General features: G+C 37.4%; 41 protein-coding genes. 37 read left to right on the forward strand and 4 right to left on the reverse strand.

Annotation, left to right across the window (positions count from 1 at the left end):
• Window positions 1-3: 3 nt before the first annotated feature.
• On the reverse strand, window positions 4-858 hold the full coding sequence (locus CGC47_RS09080) for a YicC/YloC family endoribonuclease (protein ID WP_041999517.1): 855 nt from the start codon (window positions 856-858) through the stop codon (window positions 4-6).
• A gap of 299 nt (window positions 859-1,157) precedes the next feature.
• On the opposite strand from CGC47_RS09080, the gene CGC47_RS10930 reads away from it, so the two are divergent.
• The 37 genes from CGC47_RS10930 (at window position 1,158) to eno (ending at window position 22,390) form a co-directional block, all read left to right on the forward strand.
• Window positions 1,158-1,559: a transposase gene (locus CGC47_RS10930; protein WP_232779658.1), complete on the forward strand. Its 402-nt coding sequence runs from the start codon at window positions 1,158-1,160 to the stop codon at window positions 1,557-1,559.
• Between the two features lie 16 nt (window positions 1,560-1,575).
• The gene (locus CGC47_RS10935) at window positions 1,576-1,872 is read left to right on the forward strand and encodes a transposase (protein WP_232779659.1); all 297 of its coding nucleotides are present in this window, start codon (window positions 1,576-1,578) and stop codon (window positions 1,870-1,872) included.
• Window positions 1,873-2,017: 145 nt separating this feature from the next.
• Entirely contained in the window at window positions 2,018-2,431 is a 414-nt protein-coding gene (rpsL, locus tag CGC47_RS09090) for a 30S ribosomal protein S12 (RefSeq protein WP_013996552.1), read from the forward strand.
• A gap of 21 nt (window positions 2,432-2,452) precedes the next feature.
• Window positions 2,453-2,929, forward strand: a complete 477-nt coding sequence (rpsG, locus tag CGC47_RS09095) for a 30S ribosomal protein S7 (RefSeq protein ID WP_041913507.1) — start codon at window positions 2,453-2,455, stop codon at window positions 2,927-2,929.
• A gap of 14 nt (window positions 2,930-2,943) precedes the next feature.
• Entirely contained in the window at window positions 2,944-5,064 is a 2,121-nt protein-coding gene (fusA, locus tag CGC47_RS09100) for an elongation factor G (protein WP_042000330.1), read from the forward strand.
• Window positions 5,065-5,076: 12 nt separating this feature from the next.
• Window positions 5,077-5,385, forward strand: a complete 309-nt coding sequence (gene rpsJ, locus CGC47_RS09105; RefSeq protein ID WP_013996555.1) for a 30S ribosomal protein S10 — start codon at window positions 5,077-5,079, stop codon at window positions 5,383-5,385.
• Window positions 5,386-5,534: 149 nt separating this feature from the next.
• Window positions 5,535-6,152 (forward strand): 50S ribosomal protein L3, encoded by a 618-nt coding sequence (rplC, locus tag CGC47_RS09110; protein WP_013996556.1) that lies wholly within the window; start codon window positions 5,535-5,537, stop codon window positions 6,150-6,152.
• Entirely contained in the window at window positions 6,152-6,781 is a 630-nt protein-coding gene (rplD, locus tag CGC47_RS09115; protein WP_013996557.1) for a 50S ribosomal protein L4, read from the forward strand. The genes rplC and rplD overlap by 1 nt, the downstream gene beginning before the upstream one ends.
• 7 nt (window positions 6,782-6,788) lie before the next feature.
• Window positions 6,789-7,079, forward strand: a complete 291-nt coding sequence (gene rplW / locus CGC47_RS09120) for a 50S ribosomal protein L23 (RefSeq protein WP_041913508.1) — start codon at window positions 6,789-6,791, stop codon at window positions 7,077-7,079.
• A 21-nt stretch (window positions 7,080-7,100) separates the two neighbouring features.
• Complete coding sequence (rplB, locus tag CGC47_RS09125; RefSeq protein WP_041987562.1) at window positions 7,101-7,925, forward strand: 50S ribosomal protein L2; 825 nt, start codon at window positions 7,101-7,103, stop codon at window positions 7,923-7,925.
• A gap of 12 nt (window positions 7,926-7,937) precedes the next feature.
• Entirely contained in the window at window positions 7,938-8,216 is a 279-nt protein-coding gene (rpsS, locus tag CGC47_RS09130) for a 30S ribosomal protein S19 (protein WP_013996560.1), read from the forward strand.
• A 9-nt stretch (window positions 8,217-8,225) separates the two neighbouring features.
• Window positions 8,226-8,636 (forward strand): 50S ribosomal protein L22, encoded by a 411-nt coding sequence (gene rplV / locus CGC47_RS09135; protein WP_013996561.1) that lies wholly within the window; start codon window positions 8,226-8,228, stop codon window positions 8,634-8,636.
• 8 nt (window positions 8,637-8,644) lie between these two features.
• Window positions 8,645-9,376 carry a 30S ribosomal protein S3 gene (gene rpsC, locus CGC47_RS09140; protein ID WP_013996562.1) on the forward strand — a complete coding sequence of 244 codons (732 nt, stop codon included), beginning with the start codon at window positions 8,645-8,647 and terminating at the stop codon, window positions 9,374-9,376.
• 19 nt (window positions 9,377-9,395) lie between these two features.
• A complete protein-coding gene (gene rplP / locus CGC47_RS09145; protein WP_013996563.1) occupies window positions 9,396-9,815 on the forward strand; it encodes a 50S ribosomal protein L16 in 420 nt (139 codons plus the stop codon).
• A 10-nt stretch (window positions 9,816-9,825) separates the two neighbouring features.
• Window positions 9,826-10,017, forward strand: coding sequence for a 50S ribosomal protein L29 (gene rpmC / locus CGC47_RS09150; protein WP_013996564.1), 192 nt, complete (start codon window positions 9,826-9,828; stop codon window positions 10,015-10,017).
• Between the two features lie 18 nt (window positions 10,018-10,035).
• Complete coding sequence (gene rpsQ, locus CGC47_RS09155; RefSeq protein ID WP_013996565.1) at window positions 10,036-10,293, forward strand: 30S ribosomal protein S17; 258 nt, start codon at window positions 10,036-10,038, stop codon at window positions 10,291-10,293.
• Between the two features lie 2 nt (window positions 10,294-10,295).
• Window positions 10,296-10,664 (forward strand): 50S ribosomal protein L14, encoded by a 369-nt coding sequence (gene rplN / locus CGC47_RS09160; protein WP_013996566.1) that lies wholly within the window; start codon window positions 10,296-10,298, stop codon window positions 10,662-10,664.
• A gap of 16 nt (window positions 10,665-10,680) precedes the next feature.
• Complete coding sequence (gene rplX, locus CGC47_RS09165) at window positions 10,681-10,995, forward strand: 50S ribosomal protein L24 (RefSeq protein WP_172458718.1); 315 nt, start codon at window positions 10,681-10,683, stop codon at window positions 10,993-10,995.
• Between the two features lie 2 nt (window positions 10,996-10,997).
• Window positions 10,998-11,549: a 50S ribosomal protein L5 gene (gene rplE, locus CGC47_RS09170; protein ID WP_013996568.1), complete on the forward strand. Its 552-nt coding sequence runs from the start codon at window positions 10,998-11,000 to the stop codon at window positions 11,547-11,549.
• 4 nt (window positions 11,550-11,553) lie between these two features.
• Window positions 11,554-11,823, forward strand: coding sequence for a 30S ribosomal protein S14 (gene rpsN, locus CGC47_RS09175; RefSeq protein ID WP_013996569.1), 270 nt, complete (start codon window positions 11,554-11,556; stop codon window positions 11,821-11,823).
• Window positions 11,824-11,844: 21 nt separating this feature from the next.
• Window positions 11,845-12,243, forward strand: coding sequence for a 30S ribosomal protein S8 (rpsH, locus tag CGC47_RS09180; RefSeq protein WP_041913509.1), 399 nt, complete (start codon window positions 11,845-11,847; stop codon window positions 12,241-12,243).
• Between the two features lie 19 nt (window positions 12,244-12,262).
• Window positions 12,263-12,805, forward strand: a complete 543-nt coding sequence (gene rplF / locus CGC47_RS09185) for a 50S ribosomal protein L6 (RefSeq protein ID WP_013996571.1) — start codon at window positions 12,263-12,265, stop codon at window positions 12,803-12,805.
• Window positions 12,806-12,816: 11 nt separating this feature from the next.
• Window positions 12,817-13,173, forward strand: a complete 357-nt coding sequence (gene rplR, locus CGC47_RS09190; protein ID WP_013996572.1) for a 50S ribosomal protein L18 — start codon at window positions 12,817-12,819, stop codon at window positions 13,171-13,173.
• Between the two features lie 6 nt (window positions 13,174-13,179).
• Window positions 13,180-13,704, forward strand: a complete 525-nt coding sequence (gene rpsE / locus CGC47_RS09195; RefSeq protein WP_013996573.1) for a 30S ribosomal protein S5 — start codon at window positions 13,180-13,182, stop codon at window positions 13,702-13,704.
• A gap of 10 nt (window positions 13,705-13,714) precedes the next feature.
• Window positions 13,715-13,897, forward strand: a complete 183-nt coding sequence (rpmD, locus tag CGC47_RS09200; RefSeq protein WP_013996574.1) for a 50S ribosomal protein L30 — start codon at window positions 13,715-13,717, stop codon at window positions 13,895-13,897.
• A gap of 18 nt (window positions 13,898-13,915) precedes the next feature.
• Window positions 13,916-14,368, forward strand: a complete 453-nt coding sequence (gene rplO, locus CGC47_RS09205; protein ID WP_013996575.1) for a 50S ribosomal protein L15 — start codon at window positions 13,916-13,918, stop codon at window positions 14,366-14,368.
• Between the two features lie 13 nt (window positions 14,369-14,381).
• A complete protein-coding gene (gene secY, locus CGC47_RS09210; protein WP_042000342.1) occupies window positions 14,382-15,731 on the forward strand; it encodes a preprotein translocase subunit SecY in 1,350 nt (449 codons plus the stop codon).
• Window positions 15,732-15,736: 5 nt separating this feature from the next.
• Window positions 15,737-15,952 (forward strand): translation initiation factor IF-1, encoded by a 216-nt coding sequence (gene infA / locus CGC47_RS09215; protein WP_041987579.1) that lies wholly within the window; start codon window positions 15,737-15,739, stop codon window positions 15,950-15,952.
• Window positions 15,953-16,048: 96 nt separating this feature from the next.
• The gene (ykgO, locus tag CGC47_RS09220; RefSeq protein ID WP_041913510.1) at window positions 16,049-16,165 is read left to right on the forward strand and encodes a type B 50S ribosomal protein L36; all 117 of its coding nucleotides are present in this window, start codon (window positions 16,049-16,051) and stop codon (window positions 16,163-16,165) included.
• A 2-nt stretch (window positions 16,166-16,167) separates the two neighbouring features.
• The gene (rpsM, locus tag CGC47_RS09225) at window positions 16,168-16,542 is read left to right on the forward strand and encodes a 30S ribosomal protein S13 (RefSeq protein WP_013996578.1); all 375 of its coding nucleotides are present in this window, start codon (window positions 16,168-16,170) and stop codon (window positions 16,540-16,542) included.
• Between the two features lie 12 nt (window positions 16,543-16,554).
• A complete protein-coding gene (gene rpsK / locus CGC47_RS09230) occupies window positions 16,555-16,947 on the forward strand; it encodes a 30S ribosomal protein S11 (protein ID WP_013996579.1) in 393 nt (130 codons plus the stop codon).
• 89 nt (window positions 16,948-17,036) lie between these two features.
• The gene (rpsD, locus tag CGC47_RS09235) at window positions 17,037-17,642 is read left to right on the forward strand and encodes a 30S ribosomal protein S4 (protein WP_013996580.1); all 606 of its coding nucleotides are present in this window, start codon (window positions 17,037-17,039) and stop codon (window positions 17,640-17,642) included.
• A 22-nt stretch (window positions 17,643-17,664) separates the two neighbouring features.
• Window positions 17,665-18,657, forward strand: a complete 993-nt coding sequence (locus tag CGC47_RS09240) for a DNA-directed RNA polymerase subunit alpha (RefSeq protein ID WP_013996581.1) — start codon at window positions 17,665-17,667, stop codon at window positions 18,655-18,657.
• Between the two features lie 33 nt (window positions 18,658-18,690).
• Complete coding sequence (rplQ, locus tag CGC47_RS09245) at window positions 18,691-19,161, forward strand: 50S ribosomal protein L17 (protein WP_041987584.1); 471 nt, start codon at window positions 18,691-18,693, stop codon at window positions 19,159-19,161.
• Window positions 19,162-19,251: 90 nt separating this feature from the next.
• Window positions 19,252-20,355, forward strand: a complete 1,104-nt coding sequence (gene carA / locus CGC47_RS09250) for a glutamine-hydrolyzing carbamoyl-phosphate synthase small subunit (RefSeq protein WP_042000345.1) — start codon at window positions 19,252-19,254, stop codon at window positions 20,353-20,355.
• A 96-nt stretch (window positions 20,356-20,451) separates the two neighbouring features.
• Window positions 20,452-20,979, forward strand: coding sequence for a class I SAM-dependent methyltransferase (locus CGC47_RS09255; RefSeq protein ID WP_013996584.1), 528 nt, complete (start codon window positions 20,452-20,454; stop codon window positions 20,977-20,979).
• Window positions 20,980-21,097: 118 nt separating this feature from the next.
• Window positions 21,098-22,390 (forward strand): phosphopyruvate hydratase, encoded by a 1,293-nt coding sequence (gene eno, locus CGC47_RS09260; protein ID WP_041913511.1) that lies wholly within the window; start codon window positions 21,098-21,100, stop codon window positions 22,388-22,390.
• Between the two features lie 61 nt (window positions 22,391-22,451).
• On the opposite strand, the gene CGC47_RS09265 is transcribed toward eno, so the two are convergent.
• The 3 genes from CGC47_RS09265 to sppA all read right to left on the reverse strand — a co-directional run bounded on the left by CGC47_RS09265 (window position 22,452) and on the right by sppA (window position 25,992).
• Window positions 22,452-23,447, reverse strand: coding sequence for an aspartate-semialdehyde dehydrogenase (locus tag CGC47_RS09265; protein ID WP_013996586.1), 996 nt, complete (start codon window positions 23,445-23,447; stop codon window positions 22,452-22,454).
• A 208-nt stretch (window positions 23,448-23,655) separates the two neighbouring features.
• Window positions 23,656-24,036 (reverse strand): large-conductance mechanosensitive channel protein MscL, encoded by a 381-nt coding sequence (gene mscL / locus CGC47_RS09270; protein ID WP_013996587.1) that lies wholly within the window; start codon window positions 24,034-24,036, stop codon window positions 23,656-23,658.
• Window positions 24,037-24,228: 192 nt separating this feature from the next.
• Window positions 24,229-25,992, reverse strand: coding sequence for a signal peptide peptidase SppA (sppA, locus tag CGC47_RS09275; protein WP_042000348.1), 1,764 nt, complete (start codon window positions 25,990-25,992; stop codon window positions 24,229-24,231).
• Window positions 25,993-26,054: the final 62 nt, after the last annotated feature.

Consider the following 26,054-nt stretch of genomic DNA (forward strand, 5'->3'; position numbering starts at 1 on the left):
AATTTACAATACGTTAAGTACTTGTTCTTTTATTTTCTCTAATTCGTCCTTCATTTGAACGACAAGTTGCTGTATGGGCGAAAAATTAGCCTTTGAGCCCAAGGTATTTATCTCTCTTCCGATTTCTTGGGCAATAAAACCTAATTTTCGTCCGTTGGATTCAGGTAGTTGCAAGGTTTCCAAAAAATAATCCAAATGATTTTTCAGCCGGATTTTTTCTTCGGTGATGTCTAATTTTTCTAAATAGAAGATGAGCTCTTGCTCAAAACGATTTACATCTACATTTTGCATTTCGGCAACTGCCTTTTCTAATCGTTCACGTATTAAAACGAGCCGTTTGGGGTCCAACGTTTCTACTTTTACAAGCAATTTTTGGATGTTGGTAATTCGCAATATAAATTCCCTTTCTAAAACTGCGCCTTCTTTGATGCGAAAACTCAGTAATTCGTCAAGGGCTGTTTCCATACACTGGGCTATGGTTTGAAATTCTTCGCCTGAAACCTCTTCAAGGGTAGTTTGGAGTGCATCGGGCATACGTACTGCCATTTTCAGTAACTCCGTAGTATCGCCATCAACGATATTTTTAAGTTGTTGAATATACGATTTAACGATGCTTTCATTTACTTTGGAAGGGGTTTGCGTTCCTGTGTTTTCAACAAAAAGACTAAAATCAATTTTACCACGTTGCAGACGATCGGAAATGCGTTTCCTGATTTCGAGTTCTTTTTCTCGATACGCCAACGGAATTCGTGTATTGATGTCAGCATTTTTACTATTGAGTGATTTGATTTCAATGGTGATGCGTTTATCGGTAAGCTGTGTGGCGCTTTTGCCAAAGCCGGTCATAGAGTGTATCATTGACTAAACATTTGTTAGAAGTGAGCAAAAGTAATAAAAAGAATTCGAAAATGGAGTAGATTTAATAATAAGCTGCTCAATAGATTATTTTTTTGAAATCTAAAATGAGGCTTAGAGCCTGTTTAAAAAAGATATTACAAAAATTCGTATTGAGAATTTTTATAAAAACAAAAAAAATGATTGTCAGCTGTTGATATTAAATATTTTTTCGTAACTTTTTGGTGAATAAACAATTATGTTACGATGAAAAATTATCCAACAGATATCACTGACAATCAGTGGCAATTTATAAAAAAACTTTGAATTTCAATGAAAGAAAGCGAAAACACGATTTAAGAACTATTTGGAACGCCATAATGTATCTTGTAAAAACAGGATGCCAATGGCGGATGTTATCTGGTGATTTTCCAAAATGGCAATTGGTTTACTACTACTATAGCAAGTGGGCAAATGCAGAGGATTTTGATTTACTTCTTTCCAAATTACGCGAAGAAGTAAGGACTAAAAGAAACCAAAACAAAGTACCTAGTCTCGGAATGGTGGACAGCCAGAGTGTAAAATGGGGCAATAATCGTTCGTTGAAAGGATTTGAAGGAAACAAAAAAGTGAAAGGCATTAAACGACATATAGTAGTGGACAAAAACGGATTTTTATTAGCAGTAATAAGTAATAGCCACAGTAGCCAATATTCACGATGGTAAGGCGACAGATTTTCTGATGAGAACTTTGGCATATTTATTCATTCCTTTAAAGATTATCCTTGCCGATGGAGGTTATAGGGGAGAGATTATCGAACAAGTGAAGAATAAATTTGGTTATATCATTGAGGTAGTTATGAGAAATGATCAAAGGAAAAAGGATTTTCATCCCATTTCTAAAAGATGGGTGATAGAACGCACTTTTGCTTGGCTAGACAATGATCGAAGATTATGTAGAAATTATGAATTACTGCTAGAAAACTCAGAAAATATGGTTAAATTATCCGCTATAAAAATTTTACTCAAAAAAAATTAAACAGGCTTTTAACGTGCCTTTTTTCTTGAAAAGTCAAAAAAAATCTGAAAATAAATACATTATAGTTTGTTGAGTTAAAAAATATTTTTATATTTGCACCCCTCAAAGAAGAGAATATTTTAAATTAATTTTTTGTAAATAAATTATGCCAACAATTTCACAATTAGTACGAAAAGGAAGAGCTACGATTGCCAAGAAGAGTAAATCGGCTGCTTTGGATTCGTGTCCTCAACGAAGAGGTGTGTGTACGCGTGTTTATACGACAACTCCTAAAAAGCCAAACTCAGCGATGCGTAAAGTAGCACGTGTGCGTTTGACTAACGGAAACGAAATTAACGCTTACATTCCTGGTGAAGGACATAACCTCCAAGAGCACTCGATAGTATTGGTAAGAGGCGGAAGGGTAAAAGATTTACCAGGTGTTCGTTACCACATTGTTCGTGGTGCGTTAGACACAGCAGGGGTTGCAGGAAGAACGCAACGTCGTTCTAAATACGGCGCGAAACGTCCAAAACCAGGACAGGCAGCCGCAGCACCAGCAAAAGGGAAGAAAAAATAATTAAACCTTTAATTAGAAGAAATGAGAAAAAGACAGGCTAAGAAAAGACCTCTTTTACCAGATCCGAAATTTAATGATCAATTGGTAACCCGTTTTGTGAATAACTTAATGTGGGATGGTAAGAAGTCAATCGCTTTTAAGGTGTTTTACGATGCGCTTGATATTGTAGAACAGAAAAAGAACAATGACGAGAAAACGGCTTTGGAAGTTTGGAAAGATGCTTTGACTAACGTGATGCCTCACGTTGAGGTGCGTAGTCGTAGAGTAGGAGGGGCTACCTTTCAAATTCCGATGCAAATCAGACCAGACAGAAAAGTGTCAATGGCTATGAAATGGCTTATCGGATATGCTCGTAAGCGTAACGAAAAATCAATGTCGCAAAAATTAGCAGGAGAAATTTTGTCAGCTGCTAAAGAAGAAGGTGCGGCAGTGAAGAAAAGAATGGATACTCACAAAATGGCGGAAGCAAACAAAGCATTCTCACATTTCAGATTTTAATAATATACAAATAGATGAGTAGAGATTTAAAATATACAAGAAACATTGGTATTGCTGCACATATTGATGCAGGAAAAACAACCACCACTGAGCGTATCCTTTTTTATACTGGAAAAACGCATAAGTTAGGGGAGGTGCACGATGGAGCATCAACTATGGACTGGATGGAGCAAGAAGCTGAACGTGGAATCACGATCCAGTCAGCTGCAACAACTTGTACTTGGAACTTCCCAACGGAGCAAGGTAAACCAACAGCTGATGCTAAAGAGTATCACTTTAATATTATTGACACTCCTGGTCACGTTGATTTTACCGTTGAGGTAAATCGTTCTTTACGTGTATTGGATGGGTTGGTGTTTTTGTTCAGTGCTGTTGATGGCGTTGAGCCTCAATCAGAAACTAACTGGCGTTTGGCAGACAATTACAAAGTACCTCGCATTGGTTTTGTTAATAAAATGGACAGACAAGGTGCAAACTTCTTGAATGTTTGTAACCAAGTGAAAGATATGTTGAAGTCAAATGCAGTGCCTATCGTGCTTCCTATTGGAGATGAAGCTGATTTTAAAGGTGTTGTGGATTTGATCAAAAACCGTGCTATTGTATGGCACGAGGAAACTCAAGGAGCTACTTTTGATGTGATTGAAATTCCTGAAGAAATGAAGGATGAGGCTCACGAGTACCGCGCTCACCTTATTGAAGAGGTGGCTGGGTATGATGAAGGGCTTTTAGAGAAATTTATGGAGGATGAAAACTCTATCACTGAAGAGGAAATTCATCAAGCGCTTAGAGCGGCTGTTATGGATATGGCAATTATCCCAATGGTTTGTGGTTCTTCGTTCAAAAACAAAGGAGTTCAATTTATGTTAGATGCGGTTTGCCGTTATTTACCTTCTCCTTTGGATAAAGAAGCTATTGAAGGAACAGATCCAGATACAGGTGCAGAAATTGCACGAAAGCCAGCTGTTTCTGAGCCTTTTGCTGCTTTGGCGTTTAAAATTGCAACAGACCCTTATGTAGGGCGTTTAGCGTTTTTCCGTGCTTATTCGGGTCACTTAGATGCAGGTTCTTATGTATTGAACACACGTTCAGGAAACAAAGAGCGTATTTCTCGTATCTATCAAATGCACGCTAATAAGCAAAATCCTATTGAATTTATTGAAGCTGGAGATATTGGAGCAGCTGTAGGATTTAAAGATATCAAAACAGGGGATACCCTTTGTGATGAAAAACATCCTATTGTATTGGAATCAATGATTTTCCCTGATCCAGTAATAGGTATTGCCATTGAGCCAAAAACTAAAGCTGACGTAGATAAAATGGGTATGGCTTTGGCGAAATTAGCAGAGGAAGACCCAACATTCCAAGTAAAAACGGATCAAGCATCTGGTCAAACTATTATCTCTGGTATGGGTGAGCTACACTTGGATATCATCGTTGATCGTTTAAAACGTGAATTCAAAGTAGAAGTCAACCAAGGAGAGCCGCAAGTAGAGTACAAAGAGGCGTTAACTGCGGTGGCTAATCACCGTGAGGTTTACAAAAAACAATCGGGTGGACGTGGTAAGTTTGCTGATATCGTATTCCGTATGGAACCTGCCGATGAAGGTAAAGTAGGCTTGGAATTCATCAACGAAATCAAGGGAGGTAACATTCCTAAAGAATATATTCCTTCGGTAGAAAAAGGTTTCAAAGAAGCAATGAAAAATGGTCCTTTAGCAGGGTTTGAAATGGATGCAATGAAAGTTACCTTGGTAGATGGTTCATTCCACGCCGTTGACTCGGATTCATTATCTTTCGAATTGGCAGCCAAATTAGGATATAAAGAAGCTGCTCGTGCCGCAAAAGCTGTACTTATGGAGCCGATAATGAAATTAGAGGTAATCACTCCGGAGGAAAATATGGGGGATATTGTAGGTGACTTGAACCGTCGTCGTGGTCAAGTTAATAATATGGATGATAGAGCGGGAGCTAAAGTAATTAAAGCGAATGTTCCACTATCGGAAATGTTTGGTTATGTAACTGCTTTGAGAACCTTATCTTCAGGGCGTGCAACTTCAACTATGGAGTTCTCTCATTATGCAGAAACCCCTTCTAATATTGCGGAAGAAGTAATTAAAAAAGCAAAAGGTAACTAATTTTTCACACAGATGAGCAGTCAAAAAATCAGAATAAAGTTAAAATCTTATGACCATAATTTGGTAGATAAGTCCGCTGAGAAGATTGTAAAAACAGTAAAAGCTACTGGAGCTGCGGTAACTGGTCCTATTCCGTTACCTACACACAAAAAGCTTTTCACGGTGTTACGTTCTCCTCACGTAAATAAAAAATCACGCGAACAGTTTCAATTAAGTTCACACAAACGCTTATTGGATATTTATAGTTCTTCATCAAAAACTATTGATGCTTTGATGAAACTTGAGTTACCAAGCGGGGTGGAAGTTGAAATCAAAGTGTGATAACTGCTAAAGTTTTAAAGAACTTTATACATTGTCCCAAGCGCTGAAAGTGAGGGAAAAACGGATAAAAAATGGATTCAGGGTCGAAGAAATTTTTTTGACCCTGAATTTTTGAAAAATAATAATAATCATTTAATAACTAAATTTTTATGTCTGGGTTAATTGGAAAAAAAGTAGGTATGACCAGCATTTTTGATGAAAACGGGAAAAATATTCCTTGTACAGTCATCGAAGCTGGCCCATGCGTAGTTACCCAAGTCAGAACCGTAGAGGTTGATGGGTATGAGGCTCTTCAACTTGGTTTCGATGACAAAGCAGAACATCGTGCTAACAAAGCTGAATTAGGGCATTTTAAAAAAGCAGGATCGTCTGTTAAGAAAAAAGTTGTCGAATTCCAAGGATTTGAAAAAGAGTACAAAATTGGTGATGCTATTAGTGTTGAACTTTTCTCTGAAGGAGAATTTGTTGACATCACTGGTATTTCTAAAGGGAAAGGTTTTCAAGGCGTTGTTAAAAGACACGGCTTCGGTGGTGTAGGTCAGTCCACTCACGGTCAGCACAACCGCTTAAGAGCACCAGGTTCTATCGGAGCTTCATCGTATCCTTCAAGAGTATTCAAAGGAATGCGTATGGCAGGTAGAATGGGAGCAGAGAAAGTAACAGTACAAAACCTAAAAGTGTTGAAAGTAGTTCCTGAAAAAAATCTTTTAATTGTTAAAGGATGTGTTCCAGGACACAAAAATGCTTACGTAACTATTCACAAATAATGGAAGTAGCAGTATTAAATAATCAAGGAAAAGAGACAGGAAGAAAGATTACTCTTTCTGATGCTGTTTTTGCAATAGAGCCTAACAATCACGTAATTTACTTAGATGTTAAACGTTATTTGGCAAATAAACGTCAAGGAACGCACAAGGCTAAAGAAAGAAATGAAGTAGCGGGAAGTACACGTAAGATTAAAAAGCAAAAAGGAACAGGTACAGCTCGTGCAGGAAGTGTAAAATCGCCTGTGTTTGTTGGTGGAGGACGTATTTTCGGTCCAAGACCTAAAGACTACACTCAAAAGCTCAACAAAAATGTAAAGCGTTTGGCACGTCGTTCAGCTTTAAGCTTAAAGGCTAAAGAACAAGCAGTTGTAGTTTTGGAAGATTTCAATTTTGACACTCCAAAAACCAAAGAATTTGTTAGTGTATTGAAAGCTTTAGGATTAGAGAATAAAAAATCACTTTTTGTGTTGGCAGATATAAATAATAATGTATATTTGTCCTCACGAAATTTGAAAAACACAAACGTGGTAACTGCTTCAGAATTAAATACCTATGATATTATGAATGCTTCAGGTGTTGTTCTTTTGGAGAGTTCTGTAGATGTTGTTGAATCAAATTTAACAAAATAAGTAAGCTATGAGTATACTAATTAGACCCGTAATTACGGAAAAAGCAAGTGCAAACAGTGAGTTGAAAAACGCATATACGTTTGAAGTTGCTAAGGATGTAAATAAAATCCAGATTAAAAATGCTATTGAGGCTACTTATGGCGTAAAAGTAGAGCAGGTTCGTACGCTGAACTATGCACCAAAGCGTAAAGTGCGCTATACAAAAACAGGTTTGCAAGTTGGTAAAACAAACGCTGTAAAGCGTGCTGTTGTTCAAGTAGCTGAAGGAGAGACTATAGATTTTTATAGTAATATATAAGTGTTTAATAAATAGACAAAAATGTCAGTTAGAAAATTAAAACCGATTACCCCCGGTCAGCGTTTTAGAGTAGTAAACGATTTTGACACCATTACTACTGATAAGCCGGAAAAAAGCCTTTTGGTTCCGTTAAAAAAGACGGGTGGTAGAAACAATCAAGGAAAAATGACCATGCGTTATATTGGTGGTGGTCACAAGAAAAAGTATCGTATTATCGATTTTAAACGCAACAAGTTTGGTATAGAAGCTACTGTGGAGTCCATTCAGTATGACCCTAACAGAACAGCTTTTATCGCTTTGTTAGTTTATACCGATGGAGAGAAACGTTACATTATTGCGCCTAATGGGTTGCGAGTGGGGCAGAAAGTAATTTCAGGAGATAATGTAGCTCCTGAAGTAGGTAATGCTATGCCACTTTCACAAATTCCGTTAGGAACGGTAATTTCTTGTATTGAATTGCGTCCTGGGCAAGGTGCCAATATTGCACGTTCTGCAGGTACATTTGCACAATTGATGGCAAAAGAAGGAAGATATGCTACTGTTAAATTGCCTTCTGGTGAAACACGTATGATTTTGCTTACTTGTGTAGCAACTATCGGAGCGGTTTCTAATTCAGATCATCAGTTGATCGTTTCAGGAAAAGCAGGTCGCTCTCGTTGGTTAGGTAGAAGACCAAGAACAAGACCGGTGGTTATGAACCCTGTTGATCACCCAATGGGTGGTGGTGAAGGTAGAGCAACCGGAGGTCACCCACGCTCACGTAAGGGCATTCCTGCTAAAGGTTACAGAACTCGTTCTAAAACCAAGGCAAGTAATAAGTATATTGTAGAACGTAGAAAGAAATAAAACACTTAGAAGATGGCACGTTCATTAAAAAAAGGACCTTATGTTCACTATAGTTTGGAGAAGAAAATCCAACAAAATATTGAAACGGGTAAGAAGACTGTGATTAAAACTTGGTCACGAGCTTCAATGATAACCCCTGATTTTGTAGGTCAAACGATAGCAGTACACAATGGTCGTCAGTTTGTTCCAGTTTATGTAACTGAGAATATGGTAGGACACAAATTAGGAGAATTTTCACCAACACGTTCCTTTAGAGGGCACGCTGGTGCAAAAAATAAAGGTAAAAAATAATAGAAGGCTATGGGAGTTCGTAAAAGAGAAAAAGCAACAGAAATAAAAGAAGCTAAAAAGAGCTTGGCTTTTGCAAAGTTGAATAACTGCCCTACTTCACCACGAAAAATGCGCTTGGTAGCGGATTTGGTTCGTGGTCAACAAGTAGATAAAGCCCTTGCTATTTTGAAATTTAACCAAAAAGAGGCATCTGCTCGTTTAGAAAAATTATTGTTGTCGGCTATTGCTAACTGGCAAGCTAAAAACGAAGATGCTAATTTGGAAGATGCAGGTTTATTCGTTAAAGAAATCCGTGTGGATGGAGGAGCGATTCTTAAAAGATTACGTCCAGCTCCACAAGGAAGAGCACACAGAATCAGAAAACGCTCTAATCACGTAACAGTGGTTTTGGCAGCTAAAAATAATAACACAGAAAGCTAAGATAAACTATGGGACAAAAGACAAATCCAATCGGAAATCGCCTTGGAATTATCAGAGGATGGGAATCTAACTGGTACGGAGGTAATGACTACGGAGATAAACTTGCTGAAGACGACAAAATCAGAAAGTACGTTCTAACGCGTTTATCAAAAGCCAGTGTTTCACGTGTGATTATTGAAAGAACTTTAAAACTTGTAACCGTTACTATCACTACAGCTCGTCCTGGAATCATCATCGGTAAAGGTGGGCAAGAGGTAGACAAGCTTAAAGAGGAATTGAAAAAAATCACAGGTAAGGATATTCAAATCAATATCTTTGAAATCAAAAGACCTGAACTTGATGCTAACTTAGTGGCGGCAAGTATTGCGCGTCAAATAGAAAGCCGTATTTCATACCGTAGAGCTATCAAGATGGCTATTGCAGCTGCTATGCGTATGAATGCTGAAGGTATCAAGGTGATGATTTCAGGGCGTTTGAACGGAGCTGAGATGGCACGTTCTGAAAGCTACAAAGAAGGACGTATTCCTTTATCTACTTTCAGAGCAGACATCGATTATGCTCTTGACGAGGCACACACTACCTATGGACGTATGGGAATTAAAGTGTGGATTATGAAAGGTGAAGTTTACGGAAAAAGAGAGCTTTCTCCACTAACAGGAATGACTAAAAAAGCTACGGGTAAGTCTGCAGCATCAAGCACTCCTTCTGGGGCACCTAAAAGAGCTCGTCGTAGAAAGTAATTTTTAAAGAAAAGAAGAAATGTTACAGCCAAAAAGAACAAAATATCGTAGAGTACAAAAAGGCAGAATGAAAGGAGTTTCTCAAAGAGGACACGAGCTTTCAAACGGTATGTTCGGTATAAAATCATTGGATTCATCGTTTATTACCTCACGTCAAATAGAGTCTGCTCGTGTTGCAGCAACTCGTTTTATGAAACGTGAAGGGCAATTATGGATTAAGATTTTCCCAGACAAACCGATTACTAAAAAGCCTTTAGAGGTACGTATGGGTAAAGGTAAAGGTGCCGTTGAATATTGGGCAGCTGTTGTGAAACCAGGAAGAATTATGTTTGAGGTAGGGGGTGTGCCGTTAGACGTGGCTAAAGAGGCTTTGCGTTTGGCAGCTCAAAAGCTACCAGTTAAAACAAAATTCGTTGTAGCAAGAGATTATCAAGATTAATTAAAGAGCAATGAAACAGTCTGAAATTAAAAATTTGACAATAGCTGAGCTACAAGGAAAGCTTGGTGAGTATAAAAAATCGTATGCAGATTTGAAAATGGCTCACGCCATTCAGCCACTTGAAAAACCAATCCAATTACGACAAGTAAGAAGAACGGTTGCTCGTTTAGCGTGTGAGCTTACTAAAAGAGAATTACAATAATTCTATGCTGCTTTAAACATGGAAAAAAGAAATTTAAGAAAAGAAAGAATAGGGGTTGTAACTAGCAACAAAATGGAGAAATCAATTGTGGTTTCTGAAGTCAAACGCGTGAAGCACCCTATGTATGGTAAGTTCGTGTTGCGTACAAAGAAATATGTGGCACACGATGAAAAGAACGATTGTAACATTGGGGATACCGTTCGGATTATGGAAACACGTCCGCTGAGTAAAACCAAATGTTGGAGATTAGTGGAAATCATTGAAAGAGCGAAGTAATTATGATACAGCAAGAATCAAGATTAAAAGTAGCCGATAATACCGGAGCAAAAGAAGTTTTGACAATCCGTGTTTTAGGAGGAACTAAACGCAGATACGCTTCAGTAGGCGATAAGATTGTAGTTTCTGTAAAAGAGGCTACTCCAAATGGAAACGTAAAGAAAGGTCAAGTATCTACAGCCGTTGTGGTACGTACTAAAAAAGAGGTACGTCGTGCAGATGGTTCTTATATTCGCTTCGATGAAAATGCTTGTGTTCTTTTGAATGCAGCTGGAGAAATGAGAGGTACTCGTGTATTTGGACCTGTGGCAAGAGAACTTCGTGACAAACAGTTTATGAAGATTGTATCACTAGCACCTGAAGTGCTTTAATTTTCAATTCACTACAATGATGAAACTAAAGATAAAAACAGGAGACACTGTACGTGTAATTGCTGGAGAGCACAAAGGTGCCGAAGGGAAAGTACTTCGTGTTGACCGTGAGAAGAATAAAGCGATTGTAGAAGGGGTAAACTTGGTGTCAAAACATACCAAACCAAGTGCACAAAACCCTCAAGGTGGAATCGTTAAAAAAGAAGCGTTTATTCACATTTCAAACATCTCTTTAATTGATGCGAAAACGGGTAAAACAACACGTGTTGGCTACGAGATTAGAGATGGTAAGAAAGTGCGAATTTCTAAAAAATCTAATGAAGTAATATAGTTATGGCTTACGTACCTAGACTAAAACAAGAATATAAAGAGCGTGTAATAGCGGCTCTGAAAGAAGAATTTGGCTATAAGAATGTAATGCAGGTTCCTAAACTTGAAAAAATAGTAGTGAGCCGTGGAGTAGGTTCAGCAGTAGCAGACAAAAAACAAATTGAATATGCTGTTGATGAGCTAACTAAAATTACAGGACAAAAAGCAGTTGCTACTATCTCTAAAAAGGACGTAGCTTCTTTCAAACTTCGTAAAGGGATGGCTATCGGTGCCAAAGTTACTTTGCGAGGCGAAAGAATGTACGAATTTTTAGACCGATTGGTAACCACAGCTTTGCCACGTGTAAGAGATTTTCAAGGAATCAAAGCGGACGGATTCGATGGTAGAGGTAACTACAATTTGGGGGTTACCGAGCAAATCATTTTCCCTGAAATAGACATTGATAAAATCAATAAAATCTCAGGAATGGATATTACTTTTGTAACATCTGCCGCAACGGATAAAGAGGCAAAATCATTATTAAGCGAATTAGGATTACCTTTTAAAAAGAACTAAGGATATGGCTAAAGAATCAATGAAAGCCCGTGAGGTAAAAAGACAAAAATTGGTAGCGAAATATGCAGCAAAACGTAAAGCTTTGAAAGAAGCTGGTGATTATGAAGCACTTCAAAAGTTACCTAAAAACGCTTCTCCGGTTCGTTTGCACAATCGTTGTAAATTAACAGGAAGACCAAAAGGGTATATGCGTACATTTGGAATTTCGCGTGTTTTATTCCGTGAGATGGCAAATAAAGGATTAATTCCGGGCGTTAAAAAAGCAAGTTGGTAAAAAGATTAAAAGGACAATAATATGTACACAGATCCTATAGCAGATTATTTAACAAGAATAAGAAACGCGAATAATGCAAGGCATAGAGTAGTGGAGATTCCTTCGTCAAAATTCAAACAAGAAATCACTAAAATTTTGTTTGACCAAGGATATATTTTAAGCTACAAATTTGAAGAAAATTCCGTACAAGGAACTATCAAAATAGCTTTAAAATACGACAAAGTAACCAAAGAGCCTGTCATTAAGCATTTAGAGAGAGCAAGTAGACCGGGACTTAGAAAGTATGCCGGTGCTGATAACCTTCCTCGCGTGTTGAACGGATTGGGCATTGCCATCATTTCTACCTCACAAGGGGTGATGACGGGTAAAAAAGCCAAGGAGTTGAACATCGGCGGAGAAGTAATTTGTTACGTTTACTAATATTATAAAAGACAAAGAAATGTCAAGAATAGGTAAAGCACCCATCAGTATTCCTGCCGGAGTTACGGTAACGATCAATAATAATATCGTAACGGTAAAAGGAAAATTAGGCGAATTAACCCAAGAGGTTAAAGACATTGCTGTTAAGCAAGAGGATGGACAATTAGTGTTAGAAAAAACGGCTGAAACTAAAGACCAGAATGCTAAACACGGCTTATACAGAGCTTTGATTAACAATATGGTTATTGGGGTTTCAGAAGGATTCACTAAAGAGTTAGAGTTAGTTGGGGTAGGATATCGTGCCTCAAACCAAGGACAAAAATTAGACTTGGCTTTAGGATTTTCTCACAATATTGTATTAGAGTTGCCACAAGAGGTAAAACTTGAAACAATCAACGAGAAAGGTAAAAACCCAATTATTAAATTAACTTCGCACGATAAACAATTGGTAGGACAAGTGGCGGCTAAAATCCGTAGCTTCCGTAAACCAGAACCTTACAAAGGAAAAGGAGTTAAGTTTGTAGGTGAAGTATTAAGAAGAAAAGCAGGTAAATCAGCTTAATAGTTAGAACGATGGCATTATCAAAAATAGAAAGAAGACAACGCATTAGAAACAGAATCAGAAAAGTAGTTCAAGGTACTGCTGAGCAACCGCGTTTGGCTGTTTTTAGAAGCAATAATGAAATTTATGCTCAAATTGTAGATGATACCAAAGGTACTACTTTAGTGTCTGCATCTTCAAGAGATAAAGAAATAGGAGCCTCTAAAACTACTAAAACCGAAAAAGCGGCTTTGGTAGGGAAAGCACTTGCTGAAAAAGCATTGAAACAAGGTATCGAAAAAGTATCTTTCGATAGAGGAGGATATTTATATCACGGTAGAGTAAAATCATTAGCTGACGGAGCCAGAGAGGGCGGACTTAAATTCTAATAAACTATGTATCAGAAATATAAAAATGTAGAATATGTAAAACCAAGCGGACTTGAATTGAAAGATCGTTTGGTGGGAGTTCAACGTGTTACCAAAGTAACAAAAGGAGGACGAGCATTTGGTTTTTCGGCTATCGTGGTGGTAGGTGATGAAAACGGTGTAGTGGGTCACGGTTTGGGTAAATCAAAAGAAGTAGCTGATGCTATTGCCAAAGCAGTAGAAGATGCTAAGAAAAATTTGGTACGCATTCCGCTTCACGGAACTACATTACCTCACGAGCAAAAAGGAAAATACGGTGGAGCACGTGTATATTTACAGCCAGCCTCTGAGGGTACTGGAGTAATTGCTGGGGGTGCTGTACGTTCGGTTTTAGAGGCAGTAGGGGTACATAACGTACTTTCAAAATCACAAGGTTCTTCAAACCCTCACAACGTGGTGAAAGCTACTTTTGACGCTTTGTTACAGTTGCGTTCAGCTAAAACAATTGCTGCTCAACGTGGAATTTCTTTAGAAAAATTGTTTAAAGGATAAAAAAAATACAATGGCAAAAGTTAAAGTAACACAAGTGAAAAGCCAAATCAAACGCCCTAAGGATCAAAAATTAACCTTAGTGGCTCTTGGTTTGAAAGGTATTGGAAAAACAGTTGAGCACAATGCAACTCCCAATATTCTTGGTATGATTAATAAAGTAAAACACTTAGTTTCTGTTGAAGAAATTAAATAATAATTTTTATACGAAGTTATGAACTTGAGTAATTTACAACCTGCAGAAGGTTCAATTCACAGAGAAGGGAAGCGCGTTGGTCGTGGGCAAGGTTCTGGTAAAGGCGGAACTGCTACTCGTGGGCATAAAGGAGCAAAATCACGCTCAGGCTATTCTAAAAAGATTGGTTTTGAGGGAGGTCAGATGCCTTTACAAAGACGTGTACCAAAATTCGGTTTCAAAAACATTAACCGTAAAGAATATGTAGGTATTAACTTGGGGCAATTGCAACAAATGGTTGATGCTGGTAAAATTACCGATACGGTTGATTTGGAAACCTTAATTCAACTTCGCCTAGTTAAGAAAACAGATTTAGTTAAAATCTTAGGAGGGGGAGAGTTGAAATCAAAATTAAAAATTTCTGTTCATAAGTTTACAGCAAGTGCAAAGGCTGCTGTTGAGGCTGCTGGAGGAGAGGCTGTAACCTTGTAATGTATTAAATATTATTATGAAGTTTATCGAGAACCTAACCAACATTTGGAAAATAGATGAGTTAAGAAACAGAGTTATTTTAACGCTGGGTATTTTGTTAGTTTATCGTTTCGGTGCTCACGTAGTGCTTCCAGGAATTGATTCGGCTCAGTTACACGAGCTGACTCAAAAAACTTCAGGAGGTGGATTGTTGGACATTTTGAATGCCTTTACAGGAGGAGCTTTTGCTAATGCCTCTGTTTTTGCTTTAGGAATTATGCCGTACATTTCTGCCTCTATTGTGGTTCAGTTGATGGGAATTGCTATTCCTTATTTGCAAAAACTACAGAAGGAAGGAGAAAGCGGTCGTAGAAAACTCAATCAAATTACCCGATGGCTAACCATACTAATATGTATTGTTCAAGCGCCTGCTTACCTTTATGGGTTGGGTGCTTTGGGAGTGCCTGACAGCGCTTTTGTTTTAGGTAAAGGGCTTGATTTTATCATTCCAGCTGTAATCATTTTGGTTACAGGAACCGTTTTTGCAATGTGGTTGGGCGAGAAAATCACTGACAAAGGTATAGGTAATGGTATTTCATTGCTTATTATGGTAGGGATTATTGCACGTTTACCTTTGGCATTCTTCTCTGAAGCTGCATCAAGAATTGAAGGTTCGAATGGAGGTTTGATGCTAATACTTGTTGAATTGATAATTTGGTTTGTAATCATATTGCTATCCATTTTCTTGATTATGGCAGTACGCCAAATTCCAGTACAGTACGCTCGTAGAACGGCTGGGGGGGCTGTTGAGAAAAATGTTTTTGGGGCACGTCAGTACATTCCTCTTAAATTAAATGCCTCTGGGGTGATGCCTATTATTTTTGCACAGGCTTTGATGTTCGTTCCAGCTGCAGTTGCAGGATTGCTTACTTCGGAAACCGCAAAAGAATTTCAAGCAGCATTTGGTGATATCTTTGGATTTTGGTACAACTTGCTTTTTGCTGTACTTATCATCTTATTCACTTATTTTTACACAGCAATTACGGTGCCTACCAATAAAATGGCAGATGATTTGAAGCGTAGCGGAGGGTTTATCCCTGGTATTCGCCCAGGAAAAGAAACAGCCGATTATTTGGATAAAATTATGTCGCTTATTACTTTTCCAGGTTCTATTTTCTTGGCACTCATTGCAGTATTTCCTGCCATTTTAGTAAAGATTATAGATATGCAACAAGGTTGGGCAATGTTCTACGGAGGAACTTCATTACTGATTTTGGTTGGGGTAGCTATTGATACTATGCAACAAGTCAATTCATATTTATTAAATCGTCATTATGATGGTTTGATGAAAACAGGTAAAAACAGAAAAACAGTTTCACAATAACAATTATGGCAAAACAAGCAGCAATTGAACAAGACGGAACCATTGTAGAGGCATTATCAAATGCAATGTTTCGGGTTGAATTGGATAATGGACACGTTGTAATAGCACATATTTCAGGCAAGATGCGTATGCACTACATAAAGCTTCTACCTGGTGATAAAGTAAAGCTCGAGATGAGTCCTTATGATTTAACCAAAGCCCGAATTACTTACAGATATTAAAAAATAATTGAAGTAGGTGATATTATTTGCAAATAGGTTCAAGTAATTCAAAATATTTATGTAGTTTTGCAAACTCTATCAAAATAAAGATTAAAAATGAAAGTTAGAGCATCAATTAAGAAGAGAAGTCCCGAGTGCATTATTGTGCGTCGTAAAGGGAGATTGTACGTAATTAACAAGAAAAATCCTAAATTTAAACAAAGACAAGGATAATTATGGCAAGGATTGCAGGTATAGATTTACCAAAAAACAAACGTGGAGTTATTGGATTGACCTACATTTTTGGTATCGGAAAAAGTAGAGCTAAGGAAATTTTAGACAGAGCTCAAGTAAGTGAAGACAAAAAAGTAAACGAATGGAATGATGATGAAATCAATAGCATTCGTGAAATCGTATCTTCTTATAAGATTGAAGGGGAGTTACGTTCTGAAATCCAATTAAACATCAAGCGTTTGATGGATATTGGTTGTTACAGAGGTATCCGTCACAGAAATGGTTTACCACTTCGCGGACAAAGAACCAAAAATAACTCTCGTACAAGAAAAGGTAAAAGAAAAACTGTTGCGAATAAGAAAAAAGCAACTAAATAATAGGTAGGTAGTATGGCAAAATCAAATGCAAAAACTTCAAAGAAGAGAAAAGTTGTTATTGAATCAGTAGGGGAGGCACACGTTTCGGCTACTTTCAACAATGTTATTATTTCTCTTACTAATAAAAAAGGAGATGTCATTTCGTGGTCTTCTGCAGGTAAAATGGGTTTTAGAGGGTCAAAGAAAAACACTCCCTATGCTGCACAGGTTGCCGCTGAAGATGCCGCTAAGGTAGCTTTTGATGCAGGGCTTAAAAAAGTAAAAGTTTACGTAAAAGGACCAGGTAACGGAAGAGAGTCTGCTATTCGTACAATTCACAATGCGGGTATTGAAGTAACTGAAATCATTGATGTTACACCACTTCCGCATAACGGATGTCGTCCGCCTAAAAGACGTAGAGTTTAATTTTATTTTTATAAATTTTTAAATTAGGGAGGTGAATGATTATCGAAGGAATGCCTTAATTCATAATCCCTCCCATAAATATTTCAAAAATGGCAAGATATACAGGACCAAAAACTAAGATAGCGCGTAAATTTGGAGAGGCTATCTTTGGAGAGGATAAATCTTTTGAGAAAAAAAATTATCCTCCAGGGCAACACGGTATTAATCGCCGTAGAGCTAAAAAATCAGAATATGCAATTCAGTTGCAAGAAAAGCAAAAAGCTAAATACACTTACGGAATTCTAGAAAGACAATTCCGTAATATGTACGAAAAAGCAAAAAGAAGTAAAAACGTTACAGGTGAGGTGTTGTTACAACTTTGCGAATCACGTTTGGACAATGTAGTATTTCGTATGGGAATTGCTCCTACTCGTAGTGCTGCTCGTCAGTTGGTTTCGCACCGTCATATCACTGTAAACGGAGAAATCGTTAATATTCCTTCTTATTCACTTCGCCCAGGAGATGTTGTTGGGGTTCGTGAGAAATCAAAATCATTAAGTGTTATTGAAAACTCATTGGCAGCAAACAGCACCGTTTACGAGTGGATTACTTGGAATACGGAGAAATTAGAAGGAACTTTTGTTGCCGTGCCTCAACGTCTTCAAATTCCTGAAAATATTAAAGAACAGTTAATCGTAGAGTTGTACTCTAAATAATAAATAAGACAGCAGTCAAATTATGGCATTATTCAACTTTCAAAAACCCGATAAAGTTATAATGATTGATTCATCCAATTTCGAGGGACGCTTTGAGTTTCGCCCCTTGGAGCCTGGCTATGGATTAACAATAGGTAACGCATTGCGCAGAGTAATGCTTTCTTCTTTGGAAGGTTTTGCAATCACTTCTGTGAAAATTGATAAAGTAGAGCACGAGTTTTCTACCATTCCAGGAGTTGTAGAAGATGTTACTGAAATCATTTTGAACTTGAAACAAGTACGCTTCAAACGACAAATTGAGGATGTAGATAATGAAACGGCAACCATAGCCGTTTCGGGTAAAAAGCAATTGACTGCCGGTGATTTTCAGAAATACATTTCAGGTTTTCAGGTGTTAAACCCAGACCTAGTGATTTGTAATATGGAATCTACGGTGACTTTTAATATGGAAATCACCATTGAGAAAGGACGTGGATACGTTTCGGCAGAAGAAAACGCAAACCCTAATGCCGCTTTGGGGGTTATTGCCACCGATGCTATTTTTACACCCATCAAAAATGTGAAATATTCCATTGAAAATTATCGTGTTGAGCAAAAAACCGACTATGAAAAATTGGTTTTTGAAATCAAAACGGATGGTTCAATACACCCTAAAGACGCTTTGACGGAAGCTGCTAAGACTTTGATACATCACTTTATGTTATTCTCTGATGAGCGAATCACTTTGGAGGCCGACGAAATTGCTCAAACTGATACCTATGACGAGGAATCATTGCATATGCGTCAATTGTTGAAAACTAAATTGGTGGATATGGACTTGTCCGTACGTGCTTTGAATTGTTTGAAAGCTGCTGAAGTAGAAACCTTAGGTGACTTGGTTTCTTTCAACAAAGGCGATTTGATGAAATTCAGAAACTTTGGTAAAAAATCACTCACTGAGCTTGATGAGTTGGTGGAAAGTAAAGGCTTGAATTTCGGAATGGATTTGTCAAAGTATAAATTAGATAGAGACTAACCTACACACTTTGTGTTATTTAATTAGGAGAAAATGAGACACGGAAATAAAATCAACAATTTAGGAAGAAAAACAGCTCACAGAAAAGCGATGTTGGCTAATATGGCTTGTTCTTTGATTGAGCACAAAAGAATAAATACAACTTTGGCTAAAGCCAAAGCGCTCAAGATTTATGTTGAGCCTTTGGTAACCAAAGCCAAAGAAGATTCAACGCATAACAGAAGGATTGCTTTCAGTAGATTGAGAAACAAGTATGCTGTTACGGAACTTTTCAGAGAAGTAGCTGCTAAAGTTGGTGATCGTCCTGGAGGGTACACACGTATCATTAAGTTGGGTAACCGATTGGGAGATAACGCTGAAATGGCTTTAATTGAGTTGGTTGATTTCAATACTACTTACAATGTAGAGAAAGCAGCTAAGAAAAAATCAACACGTAGAGGAAGAAAAAAAGCCTCTGATAAAACTGTTGACACTCAAGCTGAAGCTTCTGAAAGCAAAGCATAGTTTAATGGCGTTCATTAATAATCATACTTATAAAAAGGATAGACTTTACGGAGTTTATCCTTTTTTTGTACATAACCTAAATCAAATCTAATGAAATATCAAGAAAAGAAAAAAGCTGTAATTTTGTTGGCAGACGGTACTGCTTTTTATGGGAAGAGCTTAGGCAATGATGGTACCGTAGTAGGTGAAGTTTGCTTTAATACGGGAATGACTGGTTATCAGGAGATTTTCACAGACCCTTCGTACTATGGGCAAATTATGGTAACGGCAAATGCACATATCGGCAATTACGGAATCAATTCAGAGGAAAGCGAATCTGATGGGGTTAAAATAACGGGGCTAGTTTGTCGAAATTTTAGTTATGATTATTCCCGTTTTGGTGATTGTGAGTCTTTGCAGCATTTTTTCAATCGTAACAATTTGGTAGCTATTTGCGAGGTGGATACTAGGGCTTTAGTGGCACATATTCGTGATAACGGCTCTATGAATGCGGTAATTTCTACGGAAACTCTGGACTTGGAACAGCTTAAAAAGAGGCTTGAACAAGCCCCTGATATGAAGGGACTTGAATTGGCTTCCAAAGTATCCACAAAATCGCCCTATTTCTTTGGCAATGAAAATGCAAAATATAAAATAGCTGCTCTTGATTTAGGTATAAAGAGAAATATTTTGCGTAATATGGCCACGCGTGATATGTACATAAAAGTATTCCCGTACAATACTTCCTTGGAAGAGATGAAAAGTTGGAATCCAGACGGATACTTTTTATCCAATGGTCCTGGTGACCCTGAGCCTTTAACCGAAGTGATTGCTTTAGCTAAACAAATTATAAAAGAAAATTTACCGCTTTTTGGTATTTGTTTAGGGCATCAAATTATTGCTCTGGCAAATGGAATAGAAACCTATAAAATGCACAATGGGCATCGTGGAATCAATCATCCGGTTAAAAATTTAATTACGGGAAAAGGTGAAATCACTTCGCAGAATCACGGCTTCGCGGTAAATAGAGAACAAGCAGAAGTGCACCCCAATGTAGAGATAACCCATACGCATCTGAATGACAACACCATTATGGGAATACGTATAAAGGATAAAAAATGTTTCAGCGTACAGTATCATCCTGAGGCTGGTCCTGGACCTAATGATGCAACGTATCTCTTTGACCAATTTGTCGCGATGTTGGAAAAAAAATAAAAATGTTAAAAATCGTTTGAAATATGAAATGTATCTTTTTAAAGATAACAAAAGTACTTCAAGCGATTTTTTTATAGAATCAAGCCATAACACGATATGTATAAAGTATATCCTAAAAAACGTTATGACAAAACTTTAGCTTTACTCAAGCGATTTGCTCGTACCGACGAAATTATTTTGGATTTAGGGGTGCGTAATCCGTTTTCTCAAATTATGGAAGACAATCATTATAAAGTGATAAATACACAAGGAGAGGATTTGGATTTTGAGGCATACAAGCTAAAAAGTATTCAGGCAGATTTTGTAACAGCTCTGGAAATTTTAGAGCATCTGGTGAATCCGTTTGAGGTTTTACGTTCATTACCTGCTAATAAATTATTGGTTACGGTACCTTTGCGTTTGTGGTTTGCTAAGGCTTATAGAAATAAGAGAGACCAACGCGATTGCCATTATCACGAGTTTGAGGCTTGGCAATTTGATATGCTCTTGGAAAAGGCAGGATGGGAAATTAAGCATCGAATGTGTTGGACGCATCCAGTACGTAAGTTGGGAATACGCCCTATTTTACGTTACTTCACTCCACGTTATTACGCTATTTATGCCGAAAAAAAAATCATTAGGTAATATTACCGAAAAATAATAGAAAAAAGACGTTTCAAATAAAGATAAATTCATCGGAAATTAGTAAATTTGTGCCACATTTTAGTTCAACAATAATATAATATTAAATAAATAAACGACTATGAGTATCATTGTAAGCGTGCACGCACGTCAAATTTTGGATTCAAGAGGAAACCCAACTGTAGAGGTAGATGTAGTAACCGAAAATGGAGTACTAGGAAGAGCTGCTGTTCCTTCAGGAGCATCAACAGGAGAGCACGAAGCTGTTGAGTTGCGCGACGGAGGTAAAGCCTATATGGGTAAAGGGGTTTTGAAAGCTGTAGAAAATGTAAATGACGTTATTGCTGCCGAAATTGTAGGGATGAGCGTTTTTGAGCAAAACCTTATTGACAAAACGATGATTGATTTGGATGGTACACCCAATAAATCCAAATTAGGGGCTAATGCCATTTTGGGGGTATCGTTGGCTGTAGCACAAGCTGCTGCTGCTGAGCTTGGGTTACCATTATATCGTTATGTAGGTGGGGTTAATGCACATACATTGCCTGTACCGATGATGAACATCATCAATGGAGGTTCACACTCCGATGCACCCATTGCTTTTCAAGAGTTTATGATTATGCCCGTAAAAGCCAAAAACTTTTCTCAGGCTATCCAAATGGGAGCAGAAGTTTTCCATAACTTGAAAAAAGTATTGCACGATAGAGGGTTAAGCACTGCTGTGGGTGATGAAGGAGGTTTTGCACCAACTTTTGACGGAACAGAAGACGCTTTGGATTCTATTAAGAAAGCAGTAGAGAATGCAGGTTACAAATGGGGTGAAGAAATCAAAATTGCTTTGGATTGTGCTTCATCAGAATTCTACGCTGACGGAAAATACGATTATTCTAAATTTGAAGGAGCTTCTGGAAAAGTACGTTCACGCCAAGAGCAAGTAGATTACTTAGCTGAATTGGTTGAAAAATATCCTATCATTTCTATTGAAGACGGTATGGACGAAAACGACTGGGAAGGCTGGAAAATGCTTACCGAGAAAATCGGACACAAAGTACAATTGGTTGGAGATGACTTGTTTGTAACTAACGTATCTATTTTGGAGCGCGGAATTGAGAAAGGAATTGCTAATTCTATCTTGATTAAAGTAAACCAAATTGGTACACTTTCTGAAACTATTGCAGCAGTTGAAATGGCGCACAGAGCAGGTTACACTTCAGTGATGTCACACCGTTCTGGCGAAACCGAAGATAACACCATTGCCGATTTAGCGGTAGCCTTAAATACAGGGCAAATCAAAACAGGTTCGGCTTCACGTTCTGACCGTATGGCAAAATACAACCAATTGATTCGCATTGAAGAACAATTGGGTACTGTGGCTTACTTTCCTCAAGAAAAAGCATTTAATGTAAAAGGATAGTTAAACTTTTTGTCATAGATATTTAAAAAGCCTCTGAAACAATTTTCAGAGGCTTTTTGATTTATTTTGATACCAGTCCTTGTTTTATTAGGTATTCAGCGATTTGAATGGTATTTGTAGCAGCTCCTTTGCGTAGATTATCAGCTACTACCCACATATTGAGTGTTCGAGGTTGTGATTCGTCTTTTCGAATACGTCCTACGAAAACCGCATCTTTTCCTTGCGAATATAAAGGCATTGGATATTTATTGTTTTGGGGTTCGTCTTCAAGCACGATGCCCTCCGAGTGGGATAACAATTTTCGAACTTCATCTATATGATAATCAGATAGCAACTCTACGTTAATCGATTCACTATGCCCACCCACTACTGGGATTCTTACCGCAGTGGCTGTTACGGCTACAGAATCATCACCCAATATTTTTTGGGTTTCACGTACCAACTTCATCTCCTCTTTGGTATATCCGTTTTCTTCAAAAATATCGCAGTGTGGAATGGCGTTGCGATGGATTTGGTAATGATAAGCCTTATCTCCTTCTATTCCTTGATATTCGTTTTCTAACTGACGTACGGCTTTTACGCCCGTACCTGTTATTGATTGATAGGTGGAAACAACGATACGTTTAATACCATATTTTTTGTGTAATGGTGCCAATGCTACCAGCATTTGAATGGTGGAACAGTTGGGATTGGCAATAATTTTGTCTTCCGAAGTAAGTACATCAGCATTTATTTCAGGAATGACAAGTTTTTTGGTGCTGTCCATACGCCAAGCTGAAGAATTATCCACTACTGTAGTGCCCACTTGAGCAAATTTTGGTGCCCATTCCAAAGAAATGCTTCCTCCTGCTGAGAAAAGCGCAATATCTGGGCGCAAAGAAACCGCCTGTTGCAGTCCCACTACTGTATATTCTTTTCCTTTAAATATTATTTTTTTGCCTACCGATTTCTCTGACGCCACAGGAATCAATTCCGTTATTGGAAAATTACGTTCCTCTAATACCTCTAACATTACGTTACCCACCATTCCAGTAACGCCTACAACAGCTATTCTCATATTTTATTTTTTTAAATTGAAATTACACCTAATATTCTTACTATATTTTTGTCCAAAAATAGTATATTTTCTTTATTTGTTCTCGAAAAAAGAAAGTGAACTATAAAAATGAAACAAATTATTTTAAATAAAACAAAAATACCACACCTTTAGGTGTGGTTTAGTGAATAAATGCGTGTGTAGTATAGCGGTTACACAAGCGTACGTTTTATTTGTTTTTCAACAAATCTCTAATTTCAGCCAAAAGTTCCTCTTGCGTAGGACCAGCAGGAGCCGCTGGAGCCTCAGCCGCAGGTTTTTTAAGTTTGTTAATTCCTTTGATCATAAGGAATAAAATAAAGGCAATAATCAAGAAGTTAATTACTGCTGAAAGGAACATACCGTACTTAACCCCACCGAAGATGGTAAGTTCTTCAATGTTTTTCAAATTAGCTGCTTCCAAAGCAGGGTTAAGCAGAAGAGGCGTAATAACATCTTCAATAAAAGAGCTGACAATTTTTCCAAAAGCACCTCCGATGATAACACCGACAGCCATATCAACCACATTACCTTTTACAGCAAACTCTTTAAATTCTTTTAAAAATCCCATACATTTTTTATTTTAAGTGAGTACTAATTTTTTGGGTTAAAACACATAACCCTTTTCTAGTAGGCAAAGGTATTTTAAAAAAAGCTAAATAAAAAAATTATAACGAAAGTTTAAGATTTCGTGTAAGGGGATGTTCCATATCTGGAAAAAATAATTTTCACCTTAAAACACTTTATTTTTGTTAGCCCTTTACTAATTCATACTTATATTGTAAGGCAAACGTGCCTGAATACCTTTTTGTTGTGAAATTGATTTGATTTGTTGATACCTCTCAAAGGCTTCATCTCCTAATTCTTCTTTTAAAGTTTTAGTTTTTACCCTTACCCCGAAACGTGTTAAAATTTCCTCAAAATTCATTTTGAACAAAGGGTAATTTTTTACCTCAAAGGATTCTATGTTATTGTCAGAAGCAGCAAATTGTAAGGCATCTTGTAAATTACCAATGGCATCAACCAATCCGTTTTGTTGAGCTTGTATTCCGCTCCAAACCCTACCTTGAGCAATTTCATTGACTTGCTCTTTGGTCATATTACGTCCGTTAGCAACACGTTCCAAGAACGTATTGTACACCATTTCTACGGATTCTGTGGTGGTTTTTATAAAGGTTTCAGTAGGCTTTTCAAAGATACTATATTCAAGGGAGTGATTATGAGTTTGTACTTGCTCGGCATTGATACCCCAATCTTTTGCCAAACGATGTACATTAGGTAGCACCCCAAATACCCCGATGGAACCAGTAACCGTACCTGATTGAGCAAATATTTTATCAGCATTACAAGCGATGTAATATCCGCCCGATGCGGCATAATTTCCCATAGAAACATATACTTTTTTACGTTTTTTAGCCAATTCTATCTCTCGGTGTATCAATTCCGAAGCCAGAGCACTTCCACCAGGAGAGTTTATTCGCAGAACAATAGCCTTTACGCTTTCGTCTTCCGATGCTTCGCGTAATGATTCTACAATGGTTTCATTACCAATTACTTCTGGATTTCCTTTACCATAAATGATTTCGCCTTCGGCATAAATTACTGCAATTTTATCTTTCGGACGATTTAAACGAGCCTTATTCACCACACTTTCAGCATATTTGTTAATGGTGATAAAGTCTAAATCGCTTATATTTTGAGTATTTGTGGCACGACAGAGTATTTGTTCGAACTCATCGCTGTAAATAATTCCATCAATAAGTTTGTTTTTTAATGCCAATTCCGCCGTTCGAGCCTCTAAATTGTGGGCAATGTTATTAAGGTTTTCTATCGAAATATTTCTATTTTGAGCGATATCCGTAGCCATTACATTCCATAATGAATTGAGTAGCTCGGTCATTTGTAGGCGATTTGCTTCACTCATTGTATTTTCGAGAAACGGCTCTACGGCACTTTTGTATTTTCCGTGACGGATAACTTCCATATTTACCCCCGATTTTTCTTGCATTTCTTTGAAAAATAATATTTCTGAAGATAATCCTCTGAAAGATAACTCTCCCATTGGGCTTAAAAATACAGAATCGGCAACAGATTGAAGGTAATAATCCGTTTGAGTTATGAAATCATTATGGGCATAGATAAATTTTCCAGAACTTTTAAAATCAGCTAAAGCTTGGCGCAACTCACTTGCCATTGCCAGTCCGCCAATATTACCAGAACTTTTTATATGGATTCCTTTAATTTTATCATCGGCTTTCGCAATTTCAATGGCTTTTAAAATGCTACTTAATCCATTAAAATCTTTATCTTTATAATCGAAATCTTCAAAATAGACTTCCTTGCTGTAATCTTTTATAGGTTCTTTAAAATCAAGTACTAAAACGGAATTTTCTTTTACAATAATTTTTCCGTCATCGCCAAAAGTAGAAGCTAAAGCCGAGATTACAAACAGAAACACAACAAAAAGGATTCCTGTGGCAATAAAAAAGCCTAAAATTGCGGCTAATACGTTTTTTAAAAAATTCATTCTCAAAGGGTTTAAATGTTAAATAACGAATGTATTGATAACTCTATGGGGCAAATGTAATA

Origin of the sequence: Capnocytophaga canimorsus, from assembly GCF_002302565.1 — a bacterium.
GTDB classification, from domain to species: domain Bacteria; phylum Bacteroidota; class Bacteroidia; order Flavobacteriales; family Flavobacteriaceae; genus Capnocytophaga; species Capnocytophaga canimorsus.